16 protein-coding genes, 1 tRNA gene and 1 riboswitch are annotated in these 20296 nt (G+C 57.5%); of the genes, 9 read left to right on the top strand and 8 right to left on the bottom strand.

Translation table 11 applies throughout. The features are described from left to right. The first annotated feature begins 32 nt into the window (after window positions 1-32). On the top strand, window positions 33-1007 hold the full coding sequence (gene pfkA, locus KF821_04250) for a 6-phosphofructokinase (protein MBX3005024.1): 975 nt from the start codon (window positions 33-35) through the stop codon (window positions 1005-1007). 82 nt (window positions 1008-1089) lie between these two features. Next, complete coding sequence (locus KF821_04245; GenBank protein ID MBX3005023.1) at window positions 1090-1725, top strand: hypothetical protein; 636 nt, start codon at window positions 1090-1092, stop codon at window positions 1723-1725. Window positions 1726-1792: 67 nt separating this feature from the next. On the opposite strand, the gene KF821_04240 is transcribed toward KF821_04245, so the two are convergent. The 4 genes from KF821_04240 to KF821_04225 all read right to left on the bottom strand — a co-directional run bounded on the left by KF821_04240 (window position 1793) and on the right by KF821_04225 (window position 8440). Continuing rightward, window positions 1793-4324, bottom strand: coding sequence for a GIY-YIG nuclease family protein (locus tag KF821_04240; protein MBX3005022.1), 2532 nt, complete (start codon window positions 4322-4324; stop codon window positions 1793-1795). 5 nt (window positions 4325-4329) lie between these two features. Continuing rightward, window positions 4330-5838 carry an Eco57I restriction-modification methylase domain-containing protein gene (locus KF821_04235; GenBank protein ID MBX3005021.1) on the bottom strand — a complete coding sequence of 503 codons (1509 nt, stop codon included), beginning with the start codon at window positions 5836-5838 and terminating at the stop codon, window positions 4330-4332. Continuing rightward, entirely contained in the window at window positions 5828-6478 is a 651-nt protein-coding gene (locus tag KF821_04230; GenBank protein ID MBX3005020.1) for an SAM-dependent DNA methyltransferase, read from the bottom strand. Before KF821_04230 ends, KF821_04235 begins: the two co-directional genes overlap by 11 nt. Before the next feature lie 300 nt (window positions 6479-6778). Then, window positions 6779-8440 carry a methylmalonyl-CoA mutase family protein gene (locus KF821_04225; GenBank protein MBX3005019.1) on the bottom strand — a complete coding sequence of 554 codons (1662 nt, stop codon included), beginning with the start codon at window positions 8438-8440 and terminating at the stop codon, window positions 6779-6781. 39 nt (window positions 8441-8479) lie between these two features. Between KF821_04225 and KF821_04220 the strand changes: the two genes are divergently transcribed. From KF821_04220 to metE, 5 genes are all read left to right on the top strand, one after another. After that, window positions 8480-9334: a DUF1295 domain-containing protein gene (locus KF821_04220; protein MBX3005018.1), complete on the top strand. Its 855-nt coding sequence runs from the start codon at window positions 8480-8482 to the stop codon at window positions 9332-9334. A gap of 152 nt (window positions 9335-9486) precedes the next feature. Next, window positions 9487-9559, top strand: a tRNA-Glu gene (locus KF821_04215). Between the two features lie 113 nt (window positions 9560-9672). Continuing rightward, window positions 9673-9981 carry a hypothetical protein gene (locus tag KF821_04210; protein MBX3005017.1) on the top strand — a complete coding sequence of 103 codons (309 nt, stop codon included), beginning with the start codon at window positions 9673-9675 and terminating at the stop codon, window positions 9979-9981. An 18-nt stretch (window positions 9982-9999) separates the two neighbouring features. Next, a complete protein-coding gene (locus KF821_04205) occupies window positions 10000-10962 on the top strand; it encodes a trypsin-like peptidase domain-containing protein (GenBank protein MBX3005016.1) in 963 nt (320 codons plus the stop codon). Between the two features lie 96 nt (window positions 10963-11058). Next, window positions 11059-11164, top strand: a riboswitch (cobalamin riboswitch). Between the two features lie 84 nt (window positions 11165-11248). Next, window positions 11249-13528, top strand: coding sequence for a 5-methyltetrahydropteroyltriglutamate--homocysteine S-methyltransferase (gene metE, locus KF821_04200; protein ID MBX3005015.1), 2280 nt, complete (start codon window positions 11249-11251; stop codon window positions 13526-13528). A gap of 38 nt (window positions 13529-13566) precedes the next feature. On the opposite strand, the gene KF821_04195 is transcribed toward metE, so the two are convergent. The 4 genes from KF821_04195 to KF821_04180 are packed head-to-tail and all read right to left on the bottom strand — an operon-like array spanning window position 13567 to window position 17494. After that, on the bottom strand, window positions 13567-14679 hold the full coding sequence (locus KF821_04195; GenBank protein ID MBX3005014.1) for a metal ABC transporter permease: 1113 nt from the start codon (window positions 14677-14679) through the stop codon (window positions 13567-13569). Then, window positions 14672-15820, bottom strand: a complete 1149-nt coding sequence (locus KF821_04190) for a metal ABC transporter permease (GenBank protein MBX3005013.1) — start codon at window positions 15818-15820, stop codon at window positions 14672-14674. The genes KF821_04195 and KF821_04190 overlap by 8 nt, the downstream gene beginning before the upstream one ends. Further along, window positions 15817-16572, bottom strand: coding sequence for a metal ABC transporter ATP-binding protein (locus tag KF821_04185; GenBank protein MBX3005012.1), 756 nt, complete (start codon window positions 16570-16572; stop codon window positions 15817-15819). Before KF821_04185 ends, KF821_04190 begins: the two co-directional genes overlap by 4 nt. Window positions 16573-16579: 7 nt before the next feature. Then, on the bottom strand, window positions 16580-17494 hold the full coding sequence (locus KF821_04180; GenBank protein MBX3005011.1) for a zinc ABC transporter substrate-binding protein: 915 nt from the start codon (window positions 17492-17494) through the stop codon (window positions 16580-16582). 205 nt (window positions 17495-17699) lie between these two features. On the opposite strand from KF821_04180, the gene KF821_04175 reads away from it, so the two are divergent. Both KF821_04175 and KF821_04170 read left to right on the top strand, forming a co-directional pair. Next, window positions 17700-18695 carry a LacI family DNA-binding transcriptional regulator gene (locus KF821_04175; protein ID MBX3005010.1) on the top strand — a complete coding sequence of 332 codons (996 nt, stop codon included), beginning with the start codon at window positions 17700-17702 and terminating at the stop codon, window positions 18693-18695. A gap of 134 nt (window positions 18696-18829) precedes the next feature. Beyond that, window positions 18830-20278 (top strand): extracellular solute-binding protein, encoded by a 1449-nt coding sequence (locus KF821_04170; protein ID MBX3005009.1) that lies wholly within the window; start codon window positions 18830-18832, stop codon window positions 20276-20278. The last annotated feature ends 18 nt before the right edge of the window (window positions 20279-20296 follow it).

The following is a 20296-nucleotide window of genomic DNA, read 5'->3' as shown; positions in this document are numbered from 1 at the left end:
CTTGATTGGTTTTACAATCCACACGATTTATCATGACTAATATCAAACGCATCGCTGTGCTTACCTCCGGTGGGGATGCCCCCGGCATGAACACCTGCATCCGCGCCGTAGTGCGCACCGCCCTGTATAACGGGTGCGATGTCTTTGGCATCCGTGATGGCTACGAGGGCTTGTTACGCAACGACATGGCCTTGCTGGAAGCGCGCGAGGTGGGCGGCATCATTCAGCGTGGCGGCACGATTCTAGGCACCGCGCGCAGTGATGAGTTCCGCACGCTTGCGGGCCAGCAAAAGGGCTTGGAGATCTTGCAATCGCACAACATCGATGCGCTGGTCGTCATCGGTGGCGATGGCTCGATGCGCGGGGCGCGCGCTTTGGTGGCGCAGGGCTTGCCGGTAGTGGGCGTGCCCGCCACGATCGATAACGACATGTGGGGCACCAACATGGCCATCGGCGTCGATACGGCGCTGAATACGATCAGTGATGCCATCGACAAACTGCGCGATACCGCCTCTTCGCATCGCCGCGCCTTCCTCATTGAGACGATGGGGCGCAACTGCGGCTACCTGGCCGTGATGGCCGGCGTGATCGGTGGCGCCGAAGTGGTTTTGATCCCCGAGGCGCCCGTCACCATCGAAGAGGTTGCCGGTAAGGTTGAGAGTGCCTATAAGCGCGGCAAGACCCACTCCATCGTCATCGTTTCTGAAGGCGCCAACATTCTTACCACGGAGCTGGCCAGCGCCCTCGAAAAGATGGATGTCGGCTTCAGCACGCGCATCACCATCCTCGGGCACATTCAACGCGGCGGGCGGCCCACCGCCTTCGACCGCCTGCTGGCTAGCCGCATGGGCGTCAAAGCCGTCGAGGCGTTGCTGGCGGGCCAGAGCGATGTGATGATGGGCCTGCGCGGCCGCGAAGTGGAGCCCGTGCCACTCGAGCAGGTCATCACCCGCCAGCGTGAAGCCAATCTCGACTATTACGAGATGGCTAAGATGTTGGCCTTTTAGCAAGCGCAGCCTTACCGAGCCTTGATTCTCGGGGCGTGAGTTAGTACTATAGGGGCCATATCTCACTAAAGGAACCTGATTAATGTCCAACAACCAGATCGATCTCGGCCCTCTGTTCTCACAGGTGGTCAAAACCCTCGCTCAGCAGCAGAGCCAGCTCAACAAGGCAGACACGCAGAACCATGACCATGGCGACAACATGGTGCAGGTTTTCAAGACCATTACCGATGCTATTGAGCAGAAGCAGGGCAGCTCACAGACCAGCCAGCTGGACTACGCTGCCGAATTGCTGACCCAACAGAACAGCGGCTCCGCCCAGCTGTACGCCAAGGGTTTGCAGCAGGCCGCCAGCCAGTTTAAAGGTCAGAACATTGACGCTGGCAACATCTTGCAGCTCATCCAGCTGCTGCTGGGCGGCGGCCAGGCTGCGCCGTCTGCCGCGCCCTCAGGCGCTGGCGCGCTTGGTACCCTGCTGACCCAGCTTGCTGGCGGCCAGTCTGCTTCCAGCGCCGATGACGACAAGATCAATATGCAAGACATCCTCAATGCTGGCCTCACCTACATGACCGCCAAGAATCAAGGCGCCAGCACGGGCGAGGCGCTCATCAAGGCGCTCGTCGCCGACAGCGCCATGGCCCCCACACCCCACCGCGCCCAATCCAGCGAGCTGGTGCTCAAGACCCTGCTGGATGTGGTGAGCCGGATGGGCGGGAAGTAGCCCGCCTCCAGTACTTGATATCAAAAAAGCGCAGCGGGTACCCGCTGCGCTTTTATGTGTAGTTTCGCTAGCTTTCAAGGCTAGCTTGATTCTCAAATACTCGCCCTTTATACTCCTTGCGGCTGAGCACCGTATCGTATAAGCCTACATCCTCGCCCTCGTGCTTGTTGATGCCGGTGTATTCCAGGCTGGCGTCTTCGTAACGCTTGAACTTGTAAATCGCGTCGTTCATCAGGGCACTATTGAACACACCCAGGCTTACCAGTAGTTCAAAATCTCTTACTTCCAACCCTGTTACCTTTCTGAAGAGGCCAGGCTCCAGCTGCGTGATGACGTCCTTCAGCGCGCGCTCGCGATGGTCGGTTAGGTACATGAAGACTGGGATGCGCGTGGCGAACTTGATGAGCTTCTCCTGAATCTGCTTGCGTTTGCTCTTGTACTCCTTCTCCGCCTCTGTCATCTCCCGTTTTTGTTTTTCAGTTAGCTCTTTGTCTTTGGCTTGGCGCTTGAGTTTCTGCACGCCCTCAGACTTATTGATGATGGTTTCAATGTCCTGGTTCAGGCTACGAAAGCCCTCGATACTCATCAGTGCCTGCATGGCCTTGGCGTTGCTCATCAGACGCGATAGCGTGCCGTTGTCCACGTTTACCAATAGCGCGCTCTCCCAACGTCGCGCCAGCAGCGTGGCCGTGGTGCCACTCATCGCCATCTCCAGCACGCCGGCGGCATCCACTTGCTTCATGGAGCTGCCGTCAAATGCCAGGATGGGCAAGAAGCTGATGAACTCTCCGACTTTCTTTTCCAAATTGCTTTCGTTGACGTTGAGGCGGTTGCTGTACTCTGCAATCTGTCGCAGTGCCCGCTCGGGTGCAAAGTCAAAAATATAGCACTCTTCTTTGAGGATTTGCTCCTCGCCTGGCTTGTCTGGCACGGGTACAGTCCAAGGAGATTGCACGCGGAAGGCGGCTTGGAAATAGGTCTCCGGGCTGGAGGAGTTGCGCAGCATGAGGATGCCCGTCCACGGCTTGACCGTGACGCCGGTAGTGAGCTTGCCACAGGAAAGCGTGATGGTTTTGGTCTTGAGTGGGTCGGGGTCGTCCATGGCGGCGTAGACCGGCCCGAGCGCTTCTACACCCATGCCAGCGTCGCTACCGGCTGCCACGACCACCTTATAGTCACGGTAAAAGTTATTCTGCTTCTGTATCAACAGGTTGCGCATGGCGTGGCAGGCGGCTACGCTGGGCAGGAACCAGAAGGTGTGCGAGAGCACATTCAGCAGGCGCACATCCGAGAAGGGCATAGGGGGTGGCTTTCGTTTTAGGTCGTCCACCGTGGTTTCCATCAGACCGCCGCGAATCAAGTCGAGCCATTTTTGCACTTCATTTGGATACTGAAACTTAGCCTTGGCACCGCGGCCGCTGGCTGCGAAGAACGCGTTCAGGTCAAATTCGTTGAATTCACCCTGCTGGGCAATCTCCCGAATGGCATCCGGCAGGCGGTAGGTCAGCAGCACGATGCGCGGCAGGGCCGCATAAACATTGCGCCCCGGCCCCTTCCAGCCTGCCTTGGCGCGCTGTTCATCTGAATAGGTCCAGTTGTAGATTTGCTCTTCGATGAATTCGCCCGTGGTGATGGCGCGGAAGGGTGTGCCAGAGAGATACAGATAGGCGCCGGTGGTGACAGGCATGATTTGCTCAAACTCGTCCACCGGGTCTTCGCTCCGCTGCAGGCTTTCTACCTGCTGCTCGTACTCATACTCGTCTTCGCCCTCAAACAGCCCCTTGGCGCGCTCACGCCAGGCGCCGAAATGGTATTCGTCGAGGATCACGCAATCCCAGGGGATGGTATGCACCCATTCGTTCTTGGGTTTGATCCCGCCCGTGCTGCGGTCTCGCCCCAGATAATCCTGAAAAGAGCCGAAGCACACAAAGGGCTTTTTCTTGTCAGCATCTTCGTAACGCAGGCCGGTGCGGGAGATGAACTGCCAACCCTTGAAATCGACATGGGCGGTGAGGTCTTCCTCCCATGCGCTTTGCACAGCAGGCTTAAAGGTGAGCACCAGCACGCGCTTCCAACCCATGCGCCTGGCCAGCTGGTAGGCGGCAAAGGTTTTGCCAAAGCGCATTTTGGCGTTCCATAGAAAGTGCGGAGTCTTACCGGGGTTTTGTTTGGCGTAACTTTTAAAGTAGGCTGCAGCGCGCGCCACGGCTTCTTCCTGCTCCGGGCGCATGCCAAAATCCAGCGTGCGGTTCTCTTCGTTGCTCTCGCCGCTGCGCAGCGCCACCAGAGCGGCGGCTACATCCTTGACCGTGCAGCGAAACCACTCGCCCTCAACGTTTTTGAATCCCCTCGCTTTCAGGTAGCGGTGTACATCACGGTCAGAGAAGGCCATGCCGTCTGCCCGCATAGCGCTCTCATCCAGCAGGATGCGATAGGTTTGCTCGGGGCGCACGATGGGGTATTGCTGGGCCACACGCTCAGCTACGCTGCCGGTGGTATAGCCGACCTTAAGCAAGCCCTTGAAGTCCGGGTGGGTTTCCTCATAGGCATAGATGCGCGGGTTGCCCGCTGGCCGCGGCGGGAAGAAATCTTTAGGCATGCACGCTATTCCATTGGACGAATTACTGATTCAACATAGGAAATTTCATCTTTGCTGAGACCATATTTCCTAAAAAGCTGTTCGTCTGTCCAGGACTCTTTGAAATCCTCGTAGGGAACAAATCTGAAACAATCTTTTGTTACATTAACTGATGAAATTGCCTGTCTGAGCAGAAACCTCGGAAACCGCAACTTTATAAAGCCATCGAAATTTTTGGCTTCCTTCAAAGTTTTGAAAGCTCCAATCAGTAAGTATGATTCGGTGTGGATTTCGCCTGGCTTTAATATTCGTGTATTGGTAATCACGCGGTACCCATCAGCAGGGTTTACATCTAGTTCACCATTACTGGGTACTAAACGCCCAATTATGATTTTGTACTTATCAATTAGCTCAATGTTTTTAACAACCTCACTTCTTTTTACAAATCCAAACCCTTGACTGCTGAGTAGTCTTACCGATTCACTAGATGATTTTGTTCTGCCTCTGTAATTTGTTGCAAAACCAAATGGATTCCTTGGGTAGTTATGGTTGTCCCATGTGTCTGTTGCTGTGGAGACAACCTTCTTGACTATAGAAACAGCTCTGTTTGCTCGGATAAAGATTGGAAATTCATCCAGTGGCCTCATCGCGCTATAGTGTCTCGTTTGCTGCACGTTGATTACTTCGCAATCACCGAAATGGCTCTTTTGCCATAGAAAATAGCAAATTCCCCCAGCAATGTTCACGCCATCAAAGGAGTCTTTGCTCGATTCATAATCAACTAGGACCTTCATTCTTTTGTCATTTAGCATGGCATCTCTAAAGTCATCAAGCCCCTTTCCGCCCGCGTACCACCTTGCAGGAATAATCATTGAGAGATATGAGGGGTTCAGTTTTTTAGCCTGTTGGACAAATAACTGAAATAGAGGTTTTGCGCTGATGCCGTGCCCCGCATCGCTTAGGTGATATGGCGGATTTCCAATAATCACATCAAATTTCATATCAAAAATCTCCTCGGGCTTGAGGGTATGTATAAATCTATAGGCGTGTGTCTCAAGTTCTTCGCCGCGCTCATATTCTTCTTCGCTCGCCCCACAATATGTGCAGCGGCCGTTTTGCCAAGTGTGCTCAATACGCTCATAGCGAATGTTGCCTTGCTCATCTGCAAAGCCGTCTGCCACCGAATACTTGCCGTCTGCATACTTGGAGCAGTACAGGCTACGGCGGCTCATCAGGGCGGTCAGTTCGGTGACCGGGATGCCAAAAAGTTGCTTGGTAAAGATGTGGTTGATGCGCGCCTGGCGGTCTGGTATCTGCTGCTGCAGGCCAGCATCCAGGCGCTTGGCCGCCTCGCGCAAAAACACCCCGGTCTTGCAGGCCGGGTCCAGGAACGTGGCGTTCTTGTCCTGCCAAATCTCGGCTGGCAGCAGGTCCAGCATTTGGTTGGCCAGCTGGGGTGGGGTGAAGACCTCGTCGTTGCTTAGGTTGGCCAGGCAACTGAGCACATCCGGGTTGAAGGTTGCGTTAGATAGCATCGGCCACCTTTAGAAAGTGCACCAGTGGGTATTCGCGCACAGGCTGGGGAATAAAAACTTCCTCGCCCAAATCAGAAAATAGCGGCAATTCTTGCATACTGGCCTGGCTGATGAGTTCTTTGAATGAGAAATCCCGCCGCTTCAGGTGTCCGTTGATGGCTGACCACTCAGGAAAAATGATGGGCTGTGGGTCGTCCCCCACGGTCTTTAGGGTCAAGGCATCCCCCCACACAATATTGCAGGCCAGTATATAGCGCACCGCACGGCGAAAGTCTTCCTTAGTGTCGTTCTTATATAGCTCAGAATACTCGCGGTCAACGATGCCGAACAGGCGCTCTCGGCAGGCTTCTACATTGTCTTGCAAAATATCTATGCCGTACACGGAGGAAACAGCCAACACCGCATAGCGTTCGTAGGCCAACTGGCTGTTCATGTAATCTCGCCTGACCACGCGCAGCTTGCGCTCCATCACTTCGGCCAGAAAATTGCCTGTGCCACACGCCGGCTCCAAAAAGCGCGAGTCGATGCGCTCGGTCTCCTGCTTCACCAAATCCAGCATGGCATTGACCTCGCGCGGGTTGGTGAACACCTCGCCGTGGTCTACGACACGCTGTTTAGAAACAACCTGCTTTTCCTTCATCGGATTCAGTATAACTCTCAGACTCTATCTAAGTGCAGCCACAGTATGTGTTTATGTTGAGTAGAAGCTTGACAGCGGACGCCAAGAACACCAAAACCCACAGGTTCGTAGTATCAACCTGGTATGAAATCTATCTGCAGGCTTTCATCGCATTCCCGCCCACACTATGTCAAGTGCCTTGAACTTTTAACGGTCAGCAGCCTGCCCCCAACCATGATGATGATTAAAACTTGCCCGCAGCGTGGAGTTTCGTTGCTCGGCTTGCGCCGAGCAGAAACTCCAAAGCGTGCCGAAGGCACGCTAGATTTCCGTACTCTCCTCGTACACACCGAACTCCACCTTCATCAGGCTCATAATTTCGCCCAGGGTGGCGTAGGCGCGCACCGCATCCAGCAGGTACGGCATCGTATTCTCGGTGCCTTGGCAGGCGATGCGCAGGCGGTCCAGCGCTTGGCCCAGCGCGCCGGGGTCGCGCTCGGCGCGCAGCGTGCGCAGGCGTTCCAGCTGGCGGCGCTCGCCCTCAGGGTCCATTTGCAGGATCGGGATGTTGTAGCCGCCCTGGTCTGCATATGCGTTCACGCCTACGATGAGGCGCTCGTTGGAATCAATCTCGCGCTGGTATTGGTAGGCCGCTTCGGCAATCTCGCTTTGGAAGAAGCCGCGCTCGATGGCCGGCAGCACCCCGCCCAGGTCTTCGATCTGGCGGAAGTAGTCCAACGCCTGCTGCTCCATACGATCGGTCATCGCCTCTACAAAGAAGCTGCCACCCAGCGGGTCTACGGTGTTGGTCACGCCGCTTTCCTCGGCAATGATCTGCTGCGTGCGCAGCGCCACCTTCACGGCGTGCTCGCTGGGCAGCGCCAGCGCCTCGTCCATGCTGTTGGTGTGCAGGCTCTGCGTGCCGCCCAACACGGCGGCCAGCGCCTGGATGGCCACGCGCACCACGTTGTTTTCAGGTTGTTGCGCGGTCAGCGAGACGCCCGCCGTCTGCGTGTGAAAGCGCATCAGCCAGCTGCGCGGGTTCTTGGCGCCAAAAGTCTCGCGCATCTCGCGGGCCCAAATGCGGCGGGCGGCGCGGTATTTGGCAATCTCTTCGAAGAAGTCATTGTGCGCGTTGAAGAAGAAGCTCAGCCGCGGCGCAAAATCGTCGATGTCCAGCCCACGGGCGATGCCCCAGCGCACGTATTCCAAGCCATCCGCCAGCGTGAAAGCCAACTCTTGCGCCGCCGTGCTGCCCGCCTCGCGGATGTGGTAGCCGGAGATGCTGATGGGGTTCCACTGCGGCAAATGCTGCGCGGCGTATTCCACCGTGTCGGTCACCAAGCGCATCGAAGGCTCCGGCGGGAAGATGTATTCCTTCTGGGCAATGTATTCTTTCAAAATGTCGTTCTGCAGCGTACCGCGCAGCTGGTCTGGGCGCACGCCCTGTTTCTCGGCTGCGGCGATGTACATCGCCCAAATAATGGAGGCCGGCGAGTTAATCGTCATGCTCGTCGAAACCTTGTCGAGCGGGATGCCGTCGAACAAGATTTCCATATCCTTGAGGGAGGAAACCGCCACCCCGCACACGCCGAATTCGCCCTCGGCTTCAGGTTGGTCGGTGTCGTAGCCCATCAGCGTCGCCAGGTCGAAGGCGGTCGAGAGCCCCGTCTGGCCTTGCTCCAACAGGTACTTGAAGCGCTTGTTGGTCTCCTCGGCCGAGCCAAAGCCGGCAAACATACGCATCGTCCACAGTTTGCTGCGGTGCAGTGTGGGGTGCACGCCGCGTGTGAAGGGATACTCACCCGGCATGCCCAAATCCTTCTCGTAATCGATGTGGGCTACATCTAATGGGGTGTAGATGCGGTTGATGGGCTCAGAGGACGTGGTGAGGAACTGTTTTTTGCGCTCAGGTAAGCGGCTGCTGCCTTGTTGCAGGGTGTTATCTTCCCAATTGTCCACCTGGTCACGCAGTTGCTTCATCTTTTCGGGATCGTACACAGCAGCCTCCTGGGGGCGAATATGGAAATTATAGCGTACCCACCTGCCGGCCCCGCCACGGTAAGATTGGGCATGGACCTCTTCTGGAGCACCTTTCTAACTATCGGCATCTGCCTGCTGCCCTTGGTCACCTTGTGGTGGCTGCTGAGTTTGCGGCTTGAAGACTCCAGCATCGTAGACATCTTCTGGGGCAGCGGCTTTGTTACCGCCGCCTGGCTGTATGTTGCGCTGACACCGGGGGAGGGTTTGCCGGCACGCCGTGCCCTACTGCTGGCGTTGGTCACAGTATGGGGCTTGCGGCTCATGCTGCACATCGCCCGCCGCAACGCGGGCAAAGGCGAAGACTTCCGCTATCAGCAGATGCGCCAGCAAGCTGGCGCCAGCTGGTGGTGGGTGAGTTTCTTTAAGGTGTTCGTTTTGCAAAGTGCGCTGATGTGGCTCATCAGCTTGCCGCTGCTGGCCGCTGCGCTTGGCACCCGCCCGCTGGGCTGGTTGGATGTGCTGGCCGCTGCGTTGTGGCTGCTGGGCTTCTACTTTGAAGCCGTGGGCGATCTGCAGCTCGAGCGCTTCAAAGCGGACCCTGCCAACAAAGGCAAAGTGTTGGATAGCGGTCTATGGAGCTTGACGCGCCATCCCAACTACTTTGGTGATGCGGTGCAGTGGTGGGCGTTCTGGTTGCTGGCCGCAGCCGGCGGCTTAGCCTTCGGCTTGGCGGCTGTGCTCAGCCTGCTCAGCCCAGTAGTGATGACCTGGTTGCTGCGCTACGTCTCCGGCGTAGACCTGCTCGACGGTGCGCTCGCGGCCCGCAAGCCCGGCTACACGGCCTACATGAAGCGCACACCTGCTTTCATCCCCTGGCCGCGAAAATCAAGCTGATTTTACAGAGATAACTGGTAAAATTTCGGCTCAGATTCAATCTGGCCTTGGAGTATTCTGGATGTTGCGCAGGAATGCGCAGCAGACCAAGCAACTCCAACGCGAACGGCGCAAGGGCTCCTTTTTACAAGGAACATTTGCGCCGTTCGCAAGCCCTCATCGTCTAGTGGCCTAGGACGTGGCCCTCTCAAGGCCAAAACCGGGGTTCGACTCCCCGTGGGGGCACCTTCTAAGATGCATCATGAACCATTTCCATTTTCTCTGGGGAGTCTTTGATTGTGACTGTAGAATAAGATTAGATACCCTATTGCAGCTTAGAAGTGGAAAGGGGATGAATATTGGACAATCAAAACAAGAGCGAGGAAAAAATTAGAAGTCAAGAATATTCTATACTCGAGAAAGGAGCACCGAAGGCGGCGCGCATTTACCTTCAAGAGTATCTAAATTATCAAGAACCAATATACGAAGATATTCGATTGGTTGCGGAAGCAATTCGAGTATTGACCACGACAAAAAATAAAAGGGCTAAAAAACATCGTCTAGCGGTATCAGCCATTAGTTGGATTTTGAAAGAGATTCCAGACGACGAGCCTGCGAAGGCTAGTTTTATCCAATGGCTAATCACTACCATGCAAAAGTTGGTTTAGTTTAAAGTCATTTTCGCAATGATTCCTCCACAGGTTTTCGATTCTATAGCTTATGTTTCAGTGCTTGAGGAAAACTATTACAAGCCAATAGGAACTTGCTTTTTTATTCATGGAGAGGAAGAGCAAGGGGCAGTCTATGTGGTTACATGTAGACATGTAATACGCGAAGCTTTAATCAATGATGTCCCTTTGTATATAAGGATGAATAGAAGTGATACAAAAGGGGTGTATAACGTCCCGATTCAATCTGATTGGGAATGGCAGTATCCTGATTCAGAGGATGAGGGCTTAGTCGATCTTGCAATTTTAAAAATAGAGGGCTCGTCTTTTACTGATTCTCAATATGAGGCGGAGACTAAGGCAACCACTTTTGCTCCAGGTTGGGTTTTAGGCGAAGTTCATTTTGAATTTGCTAACTGGAGGCCCTTAGACGTGGGTGATGAGGTTGTATACGTGGGCATGTTCGAGAACTTTACAGGAAGCCATCGAAATTATCCTGTAGCTCGATTTGGCAAAATTGCATTAAGGCCTTCGGAGAAGATGCCAGGAGTTGAAAGGTGGCTGGGCGATTCGGAGTATTACTTGGTGGAATGTCAGGCCTATCCAGGTGTTAGTGGATCGCCAGTTTTCGTCAAGAGAAAATTCCCAGATAAAGAGCGCCTATTTCTTGTGGGGGTAATGGTAGGTTTCTTTAAAGAAGATCAGGTGCTTGATAGAAAATTTACTCATTATGGCCTCTCGCTTATGATACCGGGCCGAAAACTGGCTGAAGCTGTTTTGGGTCGGACTCATGTTGAGGTTGAGCAAAATAAGTCTAGTGAATTAGCAAGCCAAATGCGAAATTTCTCGGAACGCGTCGAAAGAGAAACAGGTGAAGTGTTGACGCCAGACTTGTTCTGGCCCCGGTTCAAGGGATTTTCATCCTTGATGAAAAAGGAGCAAGAAGATTCTCCAAGAAGAAATGACAATAGTATCAGCTGATTAGCTCAGTCAAAAACTATAGCTGCTTTCATTTTCCGCAAGCTTCTTGGATAATTTCTTTGTGTGGACGTGTAAAGTGCTAGCGCCATGCTATACTTTCTACACTAGCTACATATTGCGGTTAACTGGTGAAGTCCGGTGAAAGTCCGGCACTGTCGCGCAACGGTAAAGTCCGATCCCAGTTATGTGCCTCTGGCCCGCGCACCGGCTCGCGTCTGGCTCTTTGGCTTTGCTTCAAATCACCTGGCGCACGCTAGGTGATTTTTGTTTCTACCAAGGAGCTGACATGGCAGTTCGAACAGCAAATTTGGGGTACCCGCGTTTTGGCGCCAAGCGTGAACTTAAGCAGGCGATGGAGAGCTATTGGAAAGGCAAACTGAGCCAAGCTGATTTCTTGCAGGTAGGCAAAGAACTGCGTGCTGCCAACTGGCAGACCCAGCAAGCCGCGGGGGTGGATTTCATCCCCTCCAATGATTACTCCAGCTATGACCAGATGCTGGATACAGCCGTCATGCTGGGCGCCGTGCCACCGCGCTATGGCTGGCAGGGCGCCAGCGTAGACCTGGAGACCTACTTTGCCATGGCACGCGGCTCGCAGGGCGCGGCTGGCAATGTGCCCGCCATGGAGATGACCAAGTGGTTCGATACCAACTACCACTACATCGTGCCGGAGTTCTCGGCCGGGCAGGTGTTCAAGTTGGCCTCCAGCAAGGCGGTGGATGAATTCGAAGAAGCGTTGGCGCTGGGTATCCGCACCCGCCCGGTGCTGATTGGCCCGGTAACCTTCCTGATGCTGGGCAAGAGCCTGACCCCCGGCTTCGATCCGCTGGAGCTGCTGCACGCCGTGCTGCCGGTGTATGCCGAAGTGCTGGCCCAGTTGCACGCCGCCGGCGCCGACTGGGTGCAGATTGATGAGCCCTGCCTGGTGCTGGACCTCACCCCGGCGCAACGCGAGGCCTACAAGAGCGCCTACCAGCGCCTGGCCAGCGCCGCCGGCCCCAAACTGATGCTGGCCACCTACTTTGGTGACTTGCGCGACAACCTGGCCCTGGCGGCCAGCTTGCCCGTGGCCGGGCTGCATGTAGACCTGGTGCGTGCCCCCGGCCAGCTGGATGAGGTGCTGGCGGCGTTGCCGGCCAAGATGCTGCTCTCTGCAGGTGTGCTGGATGGGCGCAACGTGTGGCGCGCTGATTTGGATGCTGCCCTCGGCTTCGTGCAGCGAGCCAGTGCCAAATTGGGCACAGAGCACGTGCTAATTGCGCCCTCATGCTCGCTGCTGTTTTGCCCCTACGACCTGGCTCTGGAGACGCAGCTAGATGAGGAGCTCAAATCGTGGCTGGCCTTCGCGCGCCAAAAGATCGATGAGCTGGCGGTGCTCAAAGATGTTGCCAATGGCAAAGCCAACCCCGGCTTGGAGGCCAGCCGCGCCGCGTTGTGCAGCCGCCACGAATCGGCACGCACGCATGATGCCGCCGTGCGCCAGCGCATGGCGGCCCTGGATGCTAGCATGACCCGCCGCCACAGCCCGCATGCGCAGCGCAAGCAGGCGCAAGCGCTCAGCATCCCGCTGCCGCCGTTCCCCACCACCACGATTGGCTCCTTCCCGCAAACCAAAGAGGTGCGTGCCCAGCGTGCCGCCTTCCGCAAGGGCGATATCAGCGAAGCGCAATACAACCAATTCCTGAAAGAGGAAACCGAGCGCACCATCCGCTTTCAGGAGGAACTGGGCATCGATGTGCTTGTGCATGGCGAATTTGAGCGCACCGACATGGTGGAATACTTTGGTGAACAGCTCAGCGGTTTTGCCTTCACTCAGCACGGCTGGGTGCAGAGCTACGGCTCGCGCGGCGTGCGCCCACCGATCATCTATGGTGATGTCTCGCGGCCCCATGCCATGACAGTGGAATGGGCAGTCTATGCGCAATCGCTGACCCAGCACTACATGAAAGGCATGCTCACTGGCCCGGTCACCATCCTTGAGTGGTCGTTTGTACGTGATGATCAGCCGCGCGCCGATACCTGCCGCCAGATCGCCCTCGCCATCCGGGATGAGGTGCAAGACCTGGAGGCGCATGGCATCCGCATCATCCAGATTGACGAGCCTGCCTTCCGCGAAGGGTTGCCGCTGCGCCGTGCCGATTGGGATGCCTACTTAGCCTGGGCGGTGGAGTGTTTCTTGCTCTCCTCGGCGGGCGTTAAGGATGACACCCAGATCCATACGCACATGTGCTATTCGGAGTTCAACGACATCATCGAGGCCATTGGCCAGATGGATGCAGATGTCATCTCCATCGAAGCCTCGCGTTCCAAGATGGAATTGCTGGAAGCGTTCGAGCGCTACCACTATCCGAATGATATTGGCCCCGGCGTGTACGACATTCACTCGCCGCTGGTGCCCACGCAAGCCGATATGGAAGACCTGATGCGCAAGGCTCTGGGCGTACTACAACCCAGCCAGTTGTGGGTCAATCCCGACTGTGGCTTGAAAACGCGTGGCTGGAAAGAAGTTGAGCCCTCGCTGCGGCGCATGGTGCAGGCTGCCGAGAGTTTGCGCAAGAGTGCTTGATAAAAAAAGACCGCTGCAAAAGCAGCGGTCTTTTTTAGTCAGCGTCTATCCGCCAGCATTGTACGCGCCAGGCCGCGGCCGGCTTCGGTAAGGTGCAGGCTACCATTTTCCAGCTGCACCAGGCCGCGTTCATCGGCGCGTTGCACTACGCCGTGCGCAAAGGCTGGGGCCCAGCGTAAGTGGTCGTGCAAATGGTCGAGGCGGTTTTCCACCTTGGCCTCGGGCGTACCCTCGTGGTGCAGCAGGTGGATGGTAAGCATCGTCTGGGCAAACTCCCAGCGCTGGCGCCGGCGGCGCGTACTGCTGGCTAGCAGGCCACGCTGCGGGGCAAACAACAGGCATAGCAGGAACAGAATGCCGATGATGGTCGCCATGCTGCCAGCAATATTGGCATCCAGTAGATGGGCCATCCAGTAGCCACCCAGCGCACCCAACGCGCCCAGCGCCACGCTGTAGGCCAACATGCGCTTCAGCTTGTCGGTGAGTAGGTAGGCGCCGGCGGCGGGCGCCACCATGAAGGCCACCACCAAAATTGAGCCCACTGCGTCAAACGCCCCGACGGCGGTGAAGGACACCAGCCCCATCAAGCCATAATGGATCAGTGCCGGCGAGAAACCCAGCGCCGCTGCCAAGCCGGCATCAAAGGTGGCCAGCTTGAGCTCTTTGTAGAACGCGGTGATAAACACCAAATTGATCAGCAAGATAGTCCCCATCACCACCAGCGAGCGCGGCAGCAGGGTGCCAAACAACATCAAGCGGTCAAACGGTGCGAAAGCCAACTCGCCGAGCAGCACGGCGTCATTATCCAGGTGGACACCGCGCGCAAAGCGGGAGATCAGGATCACGGCCAGGCTGAACAGCGCGGGGAAGACCAGGCCAATGGCGGCATCATGCTTGACCAGCTTGGTGCGGTTGAGCAGCTCAGTCAGGCTCACGGTGACCAAGCCCATCGCCGCCGCACCCAGGATCAACCAGGGCGACTCTAGATCATCTAAAACAAAGAAGCTAAGCACAATGCCCAGCAGTACCGTGTGGCTGATGGCATCGCTCATCATCGCCATACCGCGCAACACCAGGAAAACCCCGGGCAGTGCGCAGGCCGCGGCGACAACCATGCCGATTAGCTGAATTTCGATCTGGGCGCTAGTCATGACGGCGCTCCTCGGCGGGCTTGGCCGCCTGTTGTTGTCGTTGGGCCAGGGCAACCCCTTGTGGGGTCAGTGCCCATTGACCATTGGCGTGCGGGGCGACCAGGCCGCGGTGCTGCAGATCCTGTAGCGAGCGGCGTACCGCGCCGCTCCCGCTCACGGCTTCCAGCGCGGCGACGGCATGCGGGTGGGTGGGGTCGGCATGTTGCGAGCTCATCTGGTACAGGTTTTCCAGCACCACATCGCTGCGCAGCCGGCGGCGTGTACGCCATTGGCGCAGGCTGTTCCATAACAGGCCGCGGTTGGGTGCCAGCGTCAGCGAGATCAGTACGATCAGGCTGATGCACAGCACGATCACCGGCCCGGTGGAAAGCCCGCTGCCCAGGCTGCTCACCAGCGCACCGGCCACGCCGGCCACCGCGCCGAACAAGGCCGAGAGCAGGGTCATGCGGCCCAGGTTGTCCGTCCATTGGCGCGCCGCGGCTCCGGGGGCCACCAGCATGGCACTCATCAGCACTACGCCCACGGCTTGCAGGCCGATCACCACGGCCACCACCAGTAGGGTAGTGAGCAAAATGTCCATCGCTCCCATGGGCAAGCCCAGGCTGGCGCCGAAATCACGATCAAAACTAAGTAGCTTGAATTCTTTCCAGAATGCCAGCGCTAACAGCAGTGCCAGCCCACCAAAGACTGCCATCGTGAGCACATCGCGGGTCAACAGGGTGGCGGCCTGCCCGAAGAGGAAGGTGTTCAGCCCAGCTTGGCGCGCATCCGGGTTACGTTGCAGAAATGTGAGTAGCATCAAGCCCAGGCCAAAAAATACCGAGAGCACGATGCCCAGCACACTATCTTCTTTGAGGGGCGTACGGGTGGTGATGCCCACCAGCAGCAGGATTGCCAGCACGCCAGCCACACCGGCACCCAGCATCAGCACCAGGCTCGATTTGCTGCCGGTGAGCATATAGGCCAGCGCCACGCCGGGCAGGGCCGCATGCGAGAGCGCATCCCCCAGCAGGCTCTGCTTGCGCAACACGGCGAAGCTGCCCAGTACGCCGCTGACTATGCCGAGCGTAGCCGTGCCGAGCGCGACCGTGCGGATTGTGTGGTCAAACAGCAGGCTGGCGAGAAGGTCGAGGATGTTCATGCGTCGGGCCTCGCTTTTGGCGCCAGCACGCTAACCCGGCCGCCATAGGCGGCGCGTAGGTTCTCCTCGGTGAAGACTTGCGCCACTGGGCCGCTGGCAATGCGGCGCACGTTGAGCAGCACGGCCCAGTCAAAATACTCGGGCACAGTTTGCAGGTCATGGTGAACCGCCAGCACGGTCTTGCCCTGGGCGCGCAGCTCCTTGAGCAGCTCAACGATCGCCCGTTCGGTGGTGGCGTCTACACCTTGGAAGGGCTCATCCATAAAATAGATCTGCGCGTCCTGCATCAGGGCGCGCGCCAGGAAGGTGCGTTGTTGCTGCCCGCCGGAGAGTTGGCTGATCTGGCGGTTGGCGTAATCGGCCAGGCCCACTTTCTCCAGGGCTTGTTCCGCGGCGCGCCGGTCGGCTGCGCCAGGGCGGCGCAGCCAGCCGAGCTTCCCGTAGTTGCCCATCATCACCACGTCCAGCACGCTGGTTGGGAAATCCCAATCCACACTGCCGCGTTGCGGTACGTAGCCCACCAGGCTGCGCTGCTCTTTGTAGGGTTTGCCAAAAATCGATACCTGCCCGGCCGCCGGGGTAAGCAGGCCGAGGATCGCTTTAAGCATGGTGGTTTTGCCGGCGCCATTCGGCCCAACAATCGCCATCAAAACGCCTTGTGGGACGTCGAGATCGACGTCCCACAAAACGGGCTTCTCCTGATACGCCACCGTAAGGTCAGCGACTTGAACGGCAAAAGGTTTTGCTTGCATAGCTGCCTCACTTCTCGTTTAGGAGTGCGCCCACAATGGTTTGGATGTTGTAGCGTACCATGCCAATGTAGGTGCCCTCGGGCGTATCGGCGTTGCCCATCGCGTCGGAGAAGAGTTGCCCGCCGATGGCCACTTCGTGGCCCTGGGCGCGCACCGCCTCTTGCAAGGCTTCCACCGTGCGCACCGGCACCGAGGATTCAATGAACACCGCCGGCACCTGGCGGGCCACGATCAGCGCGGCCAGATCCTGCACATCGGCCGTGCTGGCTTCGGATTGCGTACTGATGCCCTGCAAGCCCATGACTTCAAAGCCGTAGGCGCGCCCGAAATAGTTGAAAGCATCGTGCGCGGTGATGAGGATGCGCTGCCCTGCCGGCAGCCGCTCTGCCTCTGTGCGCACGTACGCGTCCAGCGCATCCAGCTCGGCCAGGTAGGCAGCCGCGTTGGCTTCAAAGGCGGCGGCGTTGGCCGGGTCAGCCGCCATCAGCGCGTCGCGTACCGCCTCTACCGCATAGCGCCACAGTTGCACGTCGAACCACACATGCGGGTCGTGCTCATCCGGGTAGATCGGCGAGGCCAGCAGTCGCTCGGCGGGGATGTTCTCGGCGACGGGCACCACGGTCTTGTACTCGCTGATCTGCTCGAGGATGTTGTCCATCTGAGCCTCGAGGAACAAGCCGTTGTAAAGGATCACATCGGCATTTTGCAAAGTGCTGACATCGCCCTCGGAGGCCACATAGAGGTGCGGATCCACCCCCGGCCCCATCAGGGCATGTACTTCGATCAGATCGCCACCGATGACGCGTGCCGCGTCACCGATCTGGCCGATCGTAGTTACGACTTGCAGCTTGCCACTATCCGGGGTGGGGGCGGCACAGGCCGCCAGTAGCACGGCCAAGGAAACTAAAAGGATTCTTTTCACGTTCGATACCCTCCATATTTAGGGGTGCCTAATTATATGATATGTCTCCACAAAGTCAAGGGATTAGAGTTGGATATTCCACCATTGACAGCGTTCTCAGACTCCTCTTAGAATGGGAACGCTCCCAATATCTGCCAATCGAGAGTTGATCCCCCGCCGGCTTTTTTGTCCACAGAGCTGGGAACGCTCTCAGAAAGTTACGGATTTGAGCACGATTGAAGAGATTGCAAAGCAGGCTGGCGTATCCCGTTCCACGGTCTCACGCGTGATCAATGATGACCCGAACGTGAATGCCGCCACGCGGGAACGCGTGCTGGCCGTGGTTAGCTCCAACAACTATGTGCCCAACCGCGCCGCGCGCAAGCTGGCGGGTGGGCGCACGGGGGTGATGGGGCTGGTGATCCCGATCGGCGTCTCACGCCTGTTCGTGGAGCCCTTCTTCCCGATCCTGATCCAGAGCGTCACCAATCACTGCAATCATCTCAATCGTTCCGTGATGTTCTGGCTGGGCGAGCCAGAGCATGAGCGCCGAAGCATTACCCAGATTCTCAGCAATGACCTCCTTGACGGGGTCATTGTTTCGTCTCTGCAGGATCGCGATCCAATCGTCGAGGCGCTGCACCATTCGCGCATCCCGTTTGTGCTCATTGGGCGTTACCGCGGCAATCTGCCGGTCAGCTTTGTAGACATCGACAATGAGCAATGCACCCAGATGGCAGTCAATCATCTGATCCGTAGCGGCCACAAGCGCATTGCCACCATCACTGGAGTGAATAGCACGCTAGTTACCCGTGAACGCCTTGAGGCGTACCGCACCACGCTGCAAAACGCCGGGCTGGAGGTAAGCGAAGACCTGATCGCCGAGGGCGGCTTTGTGGAAGAGGGTGGTTATGCCGCCATGAGCAAGCTCTGGCCGCATCGCCCAGATGCGGTGTTCGCCACCAACGATGCCATGGCGGTGGGCGCCATTCGCTACCTGTTGGAACAGGGCGTGCGCGTGCCGGAAGATATTGCCATCGTCGGTTTTGATGATGCCCCCTTCGCCGCCAGCTATAAGCCGGCCCTCACCACCGTCGGGCAGCCGATCGCCGAGCTTGGCCGCCATGCGGTGGAGATGCTGGTGACGTTGATCGACGGGCCTGACCAGGGCCGCATGACCCAGGTGTTGCCATCTGAATTAATTATCCGGGAATCGGCCTGAAGGATGCAAGGGCCGGTTCTTTTTTGTTTTGCTGGTTACAGCGTATGCGTGGAGGAGGTGGTTGCCCTATTTGCGAAAGTTAGCTATTCGCTCACAAGTGTTACAACTTAACCCTTTTTAGAGGAGAAGTGCACATGAAGAAGCAGTTACTCGCTTTACTCTCGCTGCTGATGGTTGCCACGTTTATCCTGGCGGCCTGTGGCGGCGGAGCTGCCACCCCGGCGGCCACGGCCGATGACGGGGCGGAAACGCAAGACGATGGCGTCCTGAGCGATGCCGTTGACGTGCAGACCGACCGCGTGCAGATCTACTGGTACATCGGTTTGGGCGCAGGCGCGCAGGCGCAGCAGATCCCCCTGGAGAAGGAATGGGTGGACAAGTTCAATGCCTCCCAGGATCACATCCAGCTGATTGCCATCATCGTGGACAACAAGTTCGCTCGCGACAACCTGACCGCACAGATCGCGGCCGGTAACGCCCCCGACATTGTTGGCCCTGTGGGCACCGAAGGCCGTGGCTTCTTCCCCGGCGCCTTCCTGGACCTGCAGCCCTTGGTGGATCAGTTCGGCTACGACACCAGCGACATCGACCCGGCCTTCCTGGAGTTCTACAAGGACCAGGGCGAGTTGATCGGTCTGCCGTTCGCCATCTTCCCCTCGGCGCTGTTCTACAACCGCGAGCTGTTTGACGAAGCCGGCCTGGCGTACCCGCCGCACGAAGTGGGCGAGAAGTACGTGTTGGATGGCGCAGAAGTGGAATGGAGCTTCGACACCATGGCTGAAGTGGCCCGCCGCCTGACGGTGGACGCGGCCGGTAACGATGCCTCCAGCCCGGACTTTGACAAGAGCAACATCGTGCAGTACGGCTTCGACTTCCAGTGGACCAAGGACTCCCCGCGCTGGTTCAGCGCTTACTTCGAGCCCTTCTACCCTGTGGCCGACGATGGCAGCGCGGTGCTGTCTGACGGGCAGATCGACGCGATCAAGTGGTACTACGATGCCATGTGGGGCGATGCGCCCTTCCTGCCCACCCAGGCCGCCATGGATAGCGACCTGATCAGCGGCAACTCCTTCAGCTCCGGCAAGGTAGCCATGGGTCTTACCCACCTGTGGTACACCTGCTGCATCGACAAAGAATCGGTGCCCAGCTGGGACGTGGCCGTGGTGCCTTCCTACAACGGCAACACCACTGCCAAGATGCATGGTGACACCTTCGCCATCATGAAGGACTCCCAGCATCCCGAAGAGGCCTTCGAAGTCTACGCCTACATGTTGGGTGAAGGCGCTGCGGAGCTGTACACCATCTATGGTGGTCTGCCCGCGCGCACCTCGCAGCAGGCGGCTTTCTACGATGCGCAGGCAGCCAACTTCGCTCCCAATGAAGTCGATTGGGATGTCTTCACCAAGATGATTGGTTACCTGGAAGTGCCCGGCCACGAGCTGGCTCTGCCCAACGTAGCCAAGGCGCACGATGCTTTCCTGCAGTTTGGTAGCGCGTTGCGCAGCAACCCTGACTTGGATCTGGACGCCTACATCCAGCAGTTCCTGGCGGATGAGACGGCCATTTACAAGGAAGCCGAATAACTTTCACCCCACACTCTC

This window comes from Anaerolineales bacterium (assembly GCA_019637755.1).
Classification (GTDB): domain Bacteria; phylum Chloroflexota; class Anaerolineae; order Anaerolineales; family UBA11579; genus JAMCZK01.
This window is presented reverse-complemented; position numbering and strand designations above follow the sequence as displayed.